The sequence below is a fragment of the Rhodanobacter sp. FW106-PBR-R2A-1-15 genome, from assembly GCF_058789735.1.
In genome coordinates this window covers 83,609-95,447 of sequence record NZ_JBYTEM010000012.1, presented here as the reverse complement: position 1 = coordinate 95,447, position 11,839 = coordinate 83,609, and the positions used below count along the sequence as shown (strand labels likewise).

12 protein-coding genes are annotated in these 11,839 nt (G+C 69.5%); 2 read left to right on the top strand and 10 right to left on the bottom strand.

The annotated features are described in order from the left end of the window. The first annotated feature begins 179 nt into the window (after positions 1–179). Complete coding sequence (mnmE, locus tag AC3WTD_RS08595; protein ID WP_492613537.1) at positions 180–1,523, top strand: tRNA uridine-5-carboxymethylaminomethyl(34) synthesis GTPase MnmE; 1,344 nt, start codon at positions 180–182, stop codon at positions 1,521–1,523. On the opposite strand, the gene AC3WTD_RS08590 is transcribed toward mnmE, so the two are convergent. From AC3WTD_RS08590 to lptM, 8 genes are all read right to left on the bottom strand, one after another. Beyond that, on the bottom strand, positions 1,524–2,420 hold the full coding sequence (locus AC3WTD_RS08590) for a ribokinase (protein ID WP_492613536.1): 897 nt from the start codon (positions 2,418–2,420) through the stop codon (positions 1,524–1,526). 156 nt (positions 2,421–2,576) lie between these two features. Next, positions 2,577–3,206 carry a hypothetical protein gene (locus tag AC3WTD_RS08585; RefSeq protein WP_185754689.1) on the bottom strand — a complete coding sequence of 210 codons (630 nt, stop codon included), beginning with the start codon at positions 3,204–3,206 and terminating at the stop codon, positions 2,577–2,579. A 27-nt stretch (positions 3,207–3,233) separates the two neighbouring features. Beyond that, positions 3,234–4,568, bottom strand: a complete 1,335-nt coding sequence (gene hslU, locus AC3WTD_RS08580) for an ATP-dependent protease ATPase subunit HslU (RefSeq protein ID WP_027493604.1) — start codon at positions 4,566–4,568, stop codon at positions 3,234–3,236. A 122-nt stretch (positions 4,569–4,690) separates the two neighbouring features. Continuing rightward, entirely contained in the window at positions 4,691–5,227 is a 537-nt protein-coding gene (gene hslV, locus AC3WTD_RS08575) for an ATP-dependent protease subunit HslV (RefSeq protein WP_027493605.1), read from the bottom strand. Between the two features lie 183 nt (positions 5,228–5,410). Further along, positions 5,411–6,298, bottom strand: a complete 888-nt coding sequence (xerC, locus tag AC3WTD_RS08570; protein ID WP_492613535.1) for a tyrosine recombinase XerC — start codon at positions 6,296–6,298, stop codon at positions 5,411–5,413. A gap of 7 nt (positions 6,299–6,305) precedes the next feature. Next, entirely contained in the window at positions 6,306–6,992 is a 687-nt protein-coding gene (locus AC3WTD_RS08565; RefSeq protein WP_037090259.1) for a DUF484 family protein, read from the bottom strand. Between the two features lie 94 nt (positions 6,993–7,086). Continuing rightward, entirely contained in the window at positions 7,087–7,932 is an 846-nt protein-coding gene (dapF, locus tag AC3WTD_RS08560) for a diaminopimelate epimerase (RefSeq protein WP_492613534.1), read from the bottom strand. Positions 7,933–7,945: 13 nt separating this feature from the next. Next, positions 7,946–8,125, bottom strand: coding sequence for an LPS translocon maturation chaperone LptM (lptM, locus tag AC3WTD_RS08555; RefSeq protein WP_027493609.1), 180 nt, complete (start codon positions 8,123–8,125; stop codon positions 7,946–7,948). A gap of 112 nt (positions 8,126–8,237) precedes the next feature. Between lptM and AC3WTD_RS08550 the strand changes: the two genes are divergently transcribed. Next, positions 8,238–8,927 carry a hypothetical protein gene (locus AC3WTD_RS08550; protein WP_492613539.1) on the top strand — a complete coding sequence of 230 codons (690 nt, stop codon included), beginning with the start codon at positions 8,238–8,240 and terminating at the stop codon, positions 8,925–8,927. On the opposite strand, the gene idi is transcribed toward AC3WTD_RS08550, so the two are convergent. Both idi and AC3WTD_RS08540 read right to left on the bottom strand, forming a co-directional pair. Next, positions 8,905–9,492: an isopentenyl-diphosphate Delta-isomerase gene (idi, locus tag AC3WTD_RS08545; protein ID WP_027493611.1), complete on the bottom strand. Its 588-nt coding sequence runs from the start codon at positions 9,490–9,492 to the stop codon at positions 8,905–8,907. The two genes, AC3WTD_RS08550 and idi, sit on opposite strands and share 23 nt — an antisense overlap. Beyond that, positions 9,485–11,824 carry a hydroxymethylglutaryl-CoA reductase, degradative gene (locus tag AC3WTD_RS08540; RefSeq protein ID WP_492613533.1) on the bottom strand — a complete coding sequence of 780 codons (2,340 nt, stop codon included), beginning with the start codon at positions 11,822–11,824 and terminating at the stop codon, positions 9,485–9,487. Before AC3WTD_RS08540 ends, idi begins: the two co-directional genes overlap by 8 nt. Positions 11,825–11,839 lie beyond the last annotated feature (15 nt).

The window sequence follows — 11,839 nt, the reverse complement described above, 5'->3', positions numbered from 1 at the left end:
CCACCCCGGCAAGCTCTTTCTCGCTTGCCGGGACCAAACATACAAGCGCACCCTGTGCGCGATGCTCTTGGCTCCGTTCAACATCAGAGCATCGCGCACGACCGAAGGAAGTCCCTTGTGGACAGGGTGCGCTCCTTAGGCCTTGATGTCCGATTCACCGACCACGTTCGTCACCGCGCATGAGCCAGCCTGCCGACACCATCGCCGCTATCGCCAGCGCACCGGGCGTCGCCGGCGTGGGGGTGCTGCGCGTGTCCGGGCCGGCGGCACCGGCGATCGCGCGGGCCCTGCTCGGCCGTGCGCCGCAGCCACGTCACGCGCACTTCGCCGCCTTCCACGACGGCGTGGGTGAGCTGATCGACCATGGCCTGCTGCTGCATTTCCCTGCGCCGGCGTCGTACACCGGGGAACACGTGCTGGAACTGCAGGGCCATGGCAGCCAGGTGCTGCTCGATGCGCTGCTGCGCCGCGTGTGCGAGCTCGGCGCGCGGCTGGCGCGTCCCGGCGAATTCACCGAACGCGCGTTCCTGAACGGCAAGCTCGACCTGGCCCAGGCCGAAGCGGTCGCCGACCTGATCGCGGCCCGCTCGCAGGCCGGCGCGCGCGCCGCGCTGCGGTCGATGGAAGGCGTGTTCTCGCGCAAGGTCGATGCCTTGCTGCAATCGCTGATCGCGTTGCGCGTGCATATCGAGGCGGCGATCGACTTCCCCGAGGAGGAAATCGACTTCCTCGCCGACCCGGCCATCACCGTCCAACTCGACAACCTGCGCGCCGAACTGACCGAGCTGCTGCGCGAAGCGCAACGCGGCGTACGCTTGAACGACGGCCTCAAGGTGGCCATCGTGGGCCGCCCCAACGCCGGCAAGTCCAGCCTGCTGAACACACTGGCCGGCAGCGAGCGCGCCATCGTCACCGCGATTCCCGGCACTACCCGCGACGTGCTGCGCGAAACCTTGAGCCTCGATGGCATCACCCTGGAACTGGCCGACACCGCCGGCTTGCGCGAGACGGAAGATGAAGTCGAACGCGAAGGCGTGCGCCGCGCGCATGGGGAGCTCGCCCGCGCCGACGCCGCGCTGCTGGTCACCGACGCGGCCCACGCCGCCGCCGACCTCGCCCTGCTCGACGTCCTGCCCGCCGGCGCCGAACGCCTCGTGCTCATCAACAAGATCGACCTCGCCCACGCCGCGCCGCACGCGGAGACCCGCGACGGCATCCGCTGGCTGTGGGCCTCGGCGAAAACCGGCGAAGGCCTGGACGCCGTGCGCGAACATTTGAAGCAACTCGCCGGTGCCAGCGTCGGCGAAGGCGCCTTCAGCGCGCGTCGCCGCCATGTGGTCGCCCTGGAAAGCGTGCGCGCTCATCTCGCCCACGCTGCTGCCGTGCTCGCCACCAGCCGCGCCGGCGAACTCGCCGCCGAGGACCTGCGCCAGGCCCAGCACGCGCTGGGCGAGATCACCGGCGCCTACAGCAGCGACGATCTGCTCGGGGCCATCTTCTCCAGCTTCTGCATCGGCAAGTGATCAATCGCCCTGCTGCGCGAGGAAAGCATTCATCTCGCGCAGGCTGGGCATGCCGCCCTGGGCGCCGAGCCGGGTGACCGACAGCGCGGCGGCGGCGCAGGCCTTACGCACCGCGGCGGGCAGGCCTTCGTGCAGGAACACCGCCAGCGCGGCGTTGAAGGTGTCGCCGGCGCCGGTGCTGTCGACCACCTCGACGCTGAAGCCGTGCTGGTGGACGGGCTTGCCCCCTTCGCGGTACCACGCGCCTTCGCCGCCGCGGGTGAGTACCACGGGGCAGGGCGAGCGCCGCATCAGATCACGGAAATCCTCGTGCGGATCGGCGCCAAGCAGGATGGCCAGTTCGTGCTGGTTCGGGGTGACGTAGCGGGGGAGTTGCAGCCAGTCGGTCGGCAGTTTCTGCGCAGGAGCGGGGTTGAGGATCACCGGCACGCCGAGGCGGTGGCCCAGGCGCAGGGTGGCTTCCACCGTGTCCAGCGGGATCTCCATCTGCACCAGCACGGCATCGGCGCGCCCGATCAGCGACTGCGCCGCTTCGACCTGCGCGGATGTGACGAGGGCGTTCGCGGCCGGCACCACGATGATCTGGTTCTCGCCGCCGGCGACGGTGATCGAGGCGGTGCCGCTGGCGCTGTGGTCGAGGCGCGCGACGTGATCCAGGCCGACACGTTCGGCGACGAGGCCGGCATGCAGCAGGTCGCCGAACGCGTCACGGCCGAGTGCGCCGACCAGCGCCACCTCGGCGCCCAGCCGCGCCGCAGCCACTGCCTGGTTGGCGCCCTTGCCGCCGGGCACGGTGAGGAAGCGGTCGCCGAGGATGGTCTCGCCGGGGCCGACGAAGCGCGGCGCCTGGGTGACCAGGTCCATATTGATGCTGCCCACGACGACGATGCGCGTCATTGGTTGCTCCTCTGCGCCGGTTTCACGACGGAGGGAGAGCTTAACCGCTGTGGCTGGCAGGCGTGGTTGCAGCCGCGATGGTTTCGCGAAAGAGGAAGCGAAGAGCAACCCCACCCCGACCCTCCCCTGCTTTGCAGGGGAGGGAGCAGAACTCAGTCAAGGCGACGGGACGCGACCGATGCCGGTGTCGCCGGGCAGCAGGGCCGGCGCGGGGCCGGCCACGGCGAGCAGGGACTGCGCGTAGCTGTCCTCGATGCTGACGGTGGAGACCTCGTCCCAGGAGAAGAACGAGGGCTCGCGCATCCATTCCGCGTCGGGGCTCAGTTCCTGCAGGTTGAAGCCGTCTTCCTCGACATCGATCAGGCGGCCGATGTAGCAGACCTCGTCCTCGTCCTCGCTGTCCACGTGCACGCCGATCACCGGCGCCTGCGCGCCGGCGGCCTGGATCACCTCGCGGATGCTGTCCAGCGGGAAGCCGCGCGGCATGCGCGGCAGGATCTGCTTCAGCGCCAGCGCCTTCTGCATGAAGGCGTGATGTTTGTCCGGAGCTTCCAGTTCGGTGACGTCGCGGTGGCGCATCACGTACATGCCGTCGTAGCTGATGCCGTCGCCGACCACCCAGAGCAGGAAGAATTCGCGCCCTACCCCGCCCACGTAGCCGCAGAAGCTGCCGTGCTCAAGCTCCTCGCGCCACAACCGCACCAGCGTCTGTTTCTGCTGCGCCTCGCGCAACTGGGCGCGCTGGCCGGTGTTCTTCAGTTCAATAACGTTGTTCACAATGCTCATTTTAGCAGATCGGCCTGACCCGCTTGTTCAGAGGATGTAGCGACTGAGGTCTTCGTCCTTGGCCAGGCCACCCAGGCTTTTATCCACATGTTCGGCGTCGATGAGGTACTTTTCGCCGGATTTGTCCGCAGCCTCATAGGAAATCTTCTCCAGCAGGCGCTCCATCACGGTATGCAGGCGGCGGGCGCCGATGTTCTCGGTGCGCTCGTTCACCTGGAACGCGACCTCGGCCAGCCGGTCGATGCCCGAGTCGGTGAACTCGATGGTGACGCCCTCGGTGCCGAGCAGGGCCACGTACTGCTTGGTCAGCGCGTTGTGCGGCTCGCGCAGGATGCGCTTGAAGTCATCCACCGACAGTGCGCTCAACTCCACCCGGATCGGCAGGCGGCCCTGCAGCTCGGGGATCAGGTCCGACGGCTTGGCCAGCGAGAACGCACCGGAGGCGATGAACAGCATGTGGTCGGTCTTCAGCGGACCGTACTTGGTCGATACGGTGGAGCCTTCCACCAGCGGCAGCAGGTCGCGCTGCACGCCCTCTCGACTGACTCCGGCATGGCCGTGGTCGGAGCGCTGGGCCACCTTGTCGATCTCGTCGATGAACACGATGCCGTTCTGCTCGGCCGCCTCCACCGCCTGCGCGCGCACCTCCTCGTCGTTGAGCAGCTTGCCGGCCTCCTCGTCGATCAAGAGCGGCCGCGCCAGCTTGATCGCCAGCTTGCGGCTCTGCGTCTTGGCGCCGCCGATGTTCTGGAACATCTGGCGCAGCTGCGCGCCCATCTCCTCCATGCCCGGCGGCGACATGATCTCCACGCCCACGTTCATGGCGAAATCCAGCTCGATCTCGCGCTCGTCCAGCGCGCCCTCGCGCAGCTGCTTGCGCAGCTTCTGGCGGGTGTCGCTGTCGGTCGTCGGCGCGGGGTCGTGGCTCCAGTCGGTCGGCGTCTGCCGGCGCGGCAGCAGCGCGTCGAGGATGCGGTCCTCGGCGCGGTCCTCGGCCTGGCTGCGCACGCGCTTGGCCGCCTGCTCGCGGGTCAGCTTGTAGGCCACGTCGGCGAGATCGCGGATGATCGACTCCACGTCCTTGCCCACGTAGCCTACCTCGGTGAACTTGGTTGCCTCGACTTTGACGAACGGCGCGTTGGCCAGCGTGGCCAGGCGCCGTGCGATCTCGGTCTTGCCCACGCCGGTGGGGCCGATCATCAGGATGTTCTTCGGGGTGACCTCGTTGCGCATCTCCGCCGGCAGCTGCATGCGCCGCCAGCGGCTGCGCAGCGCCACCGCCACCGCGCGCTTGGCGTCGTGCTGGCCGATGATGTAGCGGTCGAGTTCGTTGACGATTTCGCGGGGGGTCAATTCAGACATGAGATCACCGGAAAGAGGGTTTTTCAGCCGTCATCCCGGCGAAAGCCGGGATCCAGCGTCGTTGCCGTGATAGGCGCTGGATTCCGGCCTTCACCGGAATGACGATGTGGGGTCGAGGCGGCTTACAGTTCTTCGATCGACACGTTGTGGTTGGTGTAGATGCAGATGTCGCCGGCGATCTTCAATGCCTTCTCGACGATGGTGCGCGCGTCCAGTTCGGTGTTTTCCAGCAGGGCCATCGCGGCGGACTGGGCGAACGGGCCGCCGGAGCCGATCGCGATCAGGCCGTGTTCGGGTTCCACCACGTCGCCGTTGCCGGAGATGAGCAGCGAGGTTTCCCGGTCGGCCACCGCCAGCATCGCCTCGAGCCGGCCGAAGCGGCGGTCGGTGCGCCATTCCTTGGCCATCTCCACCGCGGCGCGGGTGAGGTTGTTGTTGTGCCTCTCGAGCTTCTGCTCGAACAGCTCGAACAGGGTGAAGGCGTCGGCAGTGGCGCCGGCAAACCCGGCCACCACCTCGCCCGCCTTGCCCAGCCGGCGCACCTTGCGCGCGTTGCCCTTCATCACCGTGTTGCCCAGCGTGACCTGGCCGTCGCTGCCGATCACGACGCGGCCACCGCGGCGCACGCAGACGATGGTGGTGGCGTGGAAGGATTCCATGGGGGCTCCGCAAGAAGATGTTTGAGCGGATGAGATGGGGCCGCAGAGGGAACGCTTCAATGTCGAGCTTCTGCTCCTCCCCCTGCTTGCAGGGGGAGGTTGGGGGGGGTAAGGCTTTTGACCTTCAGATCAAGAGCACCCCACCCCAGCCCTCCCCTGCAAGCAGGGAGGGAGCGTCGGGCGTCACGGCTTGCGTTTGGCCCGCGGATGCGCGGCGTCATACACCTTCGCCAGGTGCTGGAAATCCAGATGGGTATAGATCTGGGTGGTGGCGATGTCGGCGTGGCCGAGCAGTTCCTGCACCGCGCGCAGGTCACCGGAGGACTCCAGCATGTGGCTGGCGAAGGTATGGCGCAGCAGGTGTGGGTGGATGTGCTTCGGGATGCCTTGCTGCAGTGCCAGCTTGTTCATGCGCAGCTGCACCGTGCGCGGATTGATCGGCGCACCGCCGCGACCGCGGAATACCGGGCCGTCCGCCGGTATGCCCTCGGCCGCGCCGAGCGCGCGCAGCGCGGCGACGGCGTGGCGGCCGACCGGCACGATGCGGGTCTTGCTGCCTTTGCCGAGCACGCGTACCTCGCCGTCGTCGAGGTTGAGGTCGAGCCAGTGCAGGCCGACCAGTTCGGACAGGCGCAGCCCGCTGGAATAGAACAGCTCCAGCATCGCGCGATCGCGCACGGCGAGCTGGCCGCCGCTGTCGGTCTCGACCAGCGCGGTGGCCTCGTCCACGTCGAGCACCTGCGGCAGCTTGCGGCGCACCTTCGGGCCGCGTACGCCGAGCAGCGGATCATTTGTCAGCCGGCCTTCGCGGGTGAGCTGGCGGAACAGGCTGCGGCAGGAGGACAGCAGGCGCTGCAGGCTCTTCGGCGCCAGCCCGGCGCGATGCTCGCCGGCGATGAACGTGCGCATCCGGTTCGCGTCCAGCGCATCGAACGCGGCCAGCTGCTGTTGCTGCATGAAGCGCAGCAGCTTGGCCAGGTCGCGGCGGTAGCCGGCCAGCGTGTGCGGCGAGGCATGCCGCTCGCCGGCGAGGCGGGCCAGCCACTGCTCGACCTGTTGTGCGGGGGGCATGGCCGGCTCAGGAAACATCCCGCGAGCGGGCCAGCGCGGCGGTGATGGTGGCCGAGATCATCTTCAGGAACAGCGTGCCCATGCCGGGCTGGAAGCGGTCCGGGTTGGCGCTGCCGATCGCCAGGATGCCGCAGTCGCCCAGGCGCATCATCGCGACCGAGCGGATCTGCCCGGCGTCGACGCCGAACAGCCGTTCGAGCTTCTCGGCGGACAGGCGACCGGAAACCGGCTCGTTCTTCTGCAGGAACTCGCTGAACTCAGGCAGTGCGGCGACGCCGCCGGGAATCTGCTGCAGCCAGTCCGCGCGCGGTAGCCGCGGCTCGTCGCCGAACAGCAGCAGGCGCACCTGCTCGGTGTGGAAATCCGCGCTGAGCTTGGCGACCACCGTGCGTGCGGTGACCTCCATCGTGTTCGCGCGCAGCAGCGCCACGGTGAGCGCGTGCACGCGCTCCATCAGCTTCTCGTTCTCGGCGGCGATCGCGATCAGCTCGGCCAGCTGGCGTTCGAGTTCAGCGTTCTTGTCGCGCAGGCTCTGCAACTGGTACACCGCCAGCGACGACACTGCACCCTGTCCACGCGGCATGGTCAGCCTGGCGGCCAGCTCCGGGTATTCGCTGAGGAATTCCGGATGGTGCTTCAGGTAGGCGGCCACCACGCGGGCCTGGGTGGCGTCATCAAGCAGGGTGGCAGTCATGCGCGAGAATCCTCGAAGCGTTGCGGAGCGCGCGAAGGAAGCGCGCCATCCGGCCGGAGTGTGCGATGGACGCGGGCGCGCTTCAACCGTGGCGTCAGTCGACGGCCGGAACCGGCCACTCGCCCTCGAACGCGAACGCCGCCGGGCCGGTCATCCACAGCGTGTGGCCGGGGCCAGCCCAGTCGATGCGCAGCGTGCCGCCGGGCAGCTCGACCGCCACCGCGTCGTCGACCTCGCCGCGCCGGCGCAGTACCGCCATCGCGGCGCAGGCGCCGGTGCCGCAGGCCAGGGTCCAGCCGGCGCCGCGTTCGTGCACGCGCAGGCGCAGGTGGCTGCGATCCAGCCGTTGCACGAAGCCGGCGTTGGCGCCCTGCGTGAAGCGCGGATGTTTCGTCAGCAGAGGGCCGAGCCGCTGCAGCGCGGGGTCGGCGAGGTCGTCCACCGCCACCACCGCATGCGGGTTGCCCATCGACACCGCGCCGATGTCCAACGTCTTGCCGGCCAGGTCGATCGCGTAGCGGTCGGCCACGGCGTCGGCCGCGAACGGAATCCGCGCGGGTTCGAACACCGGCTCGCCCATGTCCACGGTGACCTGGTTGGCGCCGAGCGGGCGTACCGTCACCGGGCCGGACGGGCTCTCGATCATCACGTCCTGGCCGATCGCCAGCGCACCGGCACGATGCAGCCACGTCGCCACACAGCGCACGCCGTTGCCGCACTGGCCGGACGGTGAACCGTCGGCGTTCCAGATGCCGTAGTAGAACGCGCAGGCCGGGTTGCGCGCCGGCTCGATGCTCAGCAGCTGGTCGAAGCCCACCCCGGTATGACGGTCGGCCAACGCACGGATCTGCGCCGCGTCCAGCGGAAAGCCGCCGTGGCGGCAATCCAGCACGACGAAGTCGTTGCCGATGCCGTGCATCTTCCAGAAGCGCAATTGCATGGACGGCCGCCGCTCAGTGCTGGCCGGCCGCCGGGTCAACGACGCTGGCCGGCACCGCGGGCACCGCCGGTTTCACCGTGGTCGATGCCGCCGCGGGTTGACGCGACGGCAGCACCAGCGGCCCCTTGTTGCCGCAGCCGGCAAGCGTGGCGATGGCGAGGCAGAACGGCAGCAGCAAGAAGGATCGGCGCATGGTCGGGATTCCTGAAGACGGAGGCAGTATAGCGAGGCGCGACGGGTCGGCCGCGGCATCGCCCGTTATGATGCGCATACGAAGTGCACGACGCGGCAACGAGGTGATGACGATGGACTGGAGCGCGCTGCTGCGCATGCCGATGACCGTGCTGCTGGTGCTGGCGGCGGTGTTTGCATTGATCACCCTGGTGCAGCTGGTGGCGCTGCGCCAGCGCCTGCAGGATGGCCGGCATCTGGCTGCCAGCTGGCGTGCGCTGCTGTGCGTGAGCGCCTTCGCGCTGACCCTGCTGCTGGCCGGTGCCGGACTCGCCCTGCGCGGCTATCGACTGCTCGGCGAAGAAGCGCCGGTGGTCGAGATCGACGCGCGCATCCTGTCGCCGCAACGCTGGGCGCTCACCCTCAGCTGGCCCGACGGCAGCATGCGCCAGCTGCGGCTGGCCGGCGACGCCTGGCGCGTCGAGGCGATCGTGCTGAAGTGGAAACTGCCGGCCCTGCTGGCCGGCGTACCGCCGCTGTACCGGCTCGACCGGCTGTCCGGCCGCTACGATGATCCCGCGCAGGAAGCCGCGGCACCGCGCACGGTGATCGGCTTCGGCGAAGCCGGCGCGTTCGACCTGCTCAACCTGCAAAAGCAGTACCCGCGCTGGGTGCCGGAGATCGACACCGTCTACGGCAGCGGTGCGTTCCTGCCGCTGGTCGATGGCGGGCACTACGCAGTGAGCCTGATGCGCACCGGTGCGCTGGTGGCGCGGCCGGATGCCGCGACCGCGGAAAAAATCAGCCACCCGCTGGGGGGCTGAGGCAGGCCGACAGCGCCGGATCGCGGCGCAGTTGCGCCCATTCGAGCTTCAGCCACGGCGTGAAGCGCTCCGGGTCGCGGGCGATCTCGCGATCGAGTGCGGCCGGCGCCACGAAGCGCCAGGCCTCGACCTCCGTGGCATTGGCGCGCACCGGCTGCGTGCAGGTGCCGGCGTAGACCCAGCACAATTCATGTTCGGCGCCGAGCCCGCGGTAATCGGCCTGGTATTCGAACTTGAACAGGTAGCGCAGCGGACAGCGCATGCCCAACTCCTGCTGCAGGCGCCGTTCGGTGGCCTGCTCCATGCTTTCGCCCCGGCGCGGGTGGCTGCAGCAGCTGTTGGCCCAGTAACCGGGCCACAGTCGTTTGCCGCGGCTGCGCTGCTGCAACAGCAGCTCGCCGTGCCCGTTGAAGATGAACAGCGAGAAGGCGCGATGGCGCTGGCCGCGACCATCGTGGGCGGCCGCCTTGCTGGCGTAGCCGACCGTGCGATCGTCGGCGTCGACCAGGATCAGCTGCTCGGCTTCGGAGGAGACCGTGGGGTGGCGTAGCGACGCGTCAGCCAAAGGACACCTCCAGCGCCTGGTAGCCGGCGTCGCGCATCGCCCGGGCCACGCGCGCACCGCCATCGGGGCACAGCGCAATTACCGCGCCGCCACCACCGCCGCCGGTCAACTTGGCGCCCGCGGCGCCGTGCTCGCGCGCCAGCTGGACCAGTTCCTCGATCTCGCGGCTGGACACCTGCAGCGCGTTCAGCTGGCCCTGGCAGATGTTCATCAGTTCGCCGAGCTCGCCCAGGTCGTGCGCTTCCAGCGCGTCGAGCGCGTGCCGGGTCAGCACGTCGATTTCGTCGAAGATGCGCTCGTACCGCGCCGGATGCTGCAGCCACGCCTGGCGTACGCGCGCCACCATCCGGGCGGTCAGGCTCTCGCTGCCGCTCAGGCCGATCACCAGTGGCAGCGGCTGTTTCAGCGCGAGCGGGCGGATCGTCGCCGGCTCGCCACGCCGGTACAGCAGCGCCTGGCCGTGGGTGGCGACCGTATTGTCGATGCCCGAGGGCGTGCCGTGGGCGATCTTCTCGCACTCGAAGGCGAGCGCGCAGACGCTGGCGTCGTCGAGACCCAGCGCGCAGTGCCGATCGAGTGTGCGGATCACCGCCACCGCCAGCGCCGCCGAGCCGCCCAGGCCCATCGCTCGGGGCATCTCCGGCACCACCTGGATGCGCAGCGCGCGCCGAGCCAGGCCGAGGCGCTCCAGCAGCAAGGTCAGGGACTGCAGGAAGGAACCCGGCCGCGCCGGCTGCTGCAGTCGCTGCTCGACGCCCCAGCGCGGGATCAGCAGCGTGGTGCCGTCGCGCGCGTCCTCCACGTGCGCGCGGATCGCCAGCGGCAATGGCGCGGCGATCGCGTGGCGACCGTACACCACGGCATGTTCGCCGAGCAGGATCACCTTGCCGTGGCCGGCCGCCCATTCCTGCGTACCGGTCCGCCGGTTGCCGCGGGCCGCTTGCCCCGGCGCCGCCTGCCCGCCCAGCTCGGCCACGATCAGTTGCGCCTTCCACAGCTTGATTTCGCCGTCGGCCAGCAGGCGTTCCACCACCTGCTCGAACATCTCCGGCGTGGCGCCGGCTGCCAGCGCCACGCTGCGCGCGTGCAGGGTCATGTGGCCCTGCTGGATACCGTCGGTGACCAGCGCACGCAGGGCGGAGAAGTTCTGCGCCAGGCCGACGGCCGCCATCACCTCGGCGAGCTCGCGCGCGCCGGGCGAACCCAGCAGGCGGTGGTTGATCGCCACCATCGGGTTCGCCTGCAGCGAACCACCCACGGTGCCGACCTTGAGCGGCAACTCGATGCTGCCGACCAGGTCGCCCTGCGCGTTGCGCGACCAGCGGGTCAGCGCGCGATAACCCTGGCCGCGCGCGGCATAGGCGTGCACCGCCGCCTCCAGTGCGCGCCAGTCGTTGCCGGTGGCCAGCGCCACCGCGTCCACGCCGTTCATGATGCCCTTGTTGTGGGTCGCGGCGCGGTACGGGTCGACCCGGGCCAGATCGTTGGCCAGGATGATGCCGTCGCGCACCTGCCCGCCATCGTGGCCCTTGCCCGCCAGCGCATGCGTCGGGATCACCGCGCTGGCGCGCACCAGCGCGCGGTCGGTCAGGTTGGACAGGATGCGCAGGCAGGTCTTGCCGCCGGTGATCGCCTCCGCCAGCGGGGCCACGCCCTCGCACATGGTGTTGACCAGGTTGGCGCCCATCGCATCGCAGGTGTCGACCAGCAGGTGCAGCACCACCATGTCGGGGCCGCCGTCCGGCGCGGCGTGGATCAGTACCTCGACGTCCGCCACGCCGCCGCCGCGTGCGACCATGTTCGGGTGCAGGCTGTTGGCCAGGTTGATGATCTCGTCACGCCGCTGCAGCAAGGCCGTGCGCGCCTTGCCCGAGTGGGCCAGGCCGGTCAGCTGGACCTGGCCGATCAGCAAGGGGCGGGTGCTCGCGGTGGTGAAGCCGCCGCTGCCGCGCACCAGTTTGGCGGCGGCGCTCAGCGCGGCCACGATCGACGGCTCCTCGACCACCAGCGGCACCACGTAGTCCTTGCCGTTGATCAGGAAATTCAGGCCCAGCCCCACCGGCAGCCCCATCACGCCGATGACGTTCTCGATCATCTTGTCGGCCTGCGCCGGCTCCAGCCGCTGCGCGCCGCTGGTCAGCGCGCGGTGGTCGGCCTGCGTCAGCAGCCCGCGGCTGCGCAGCAGCTGCAGCCGCTCGGTCACCGCCAGCCGATGGAAGCCGGGCAGGCGGGCGGGATGGTCGGGCGCACTCGTCGCGTGATCGCGCGGCGTGTCGTCGGCCTGGGTTGCGGCAGGCGAGTCGGCCTGCCCGGTTGCGGGTATCGAGTCCACGTGGGTTTTCCTGGA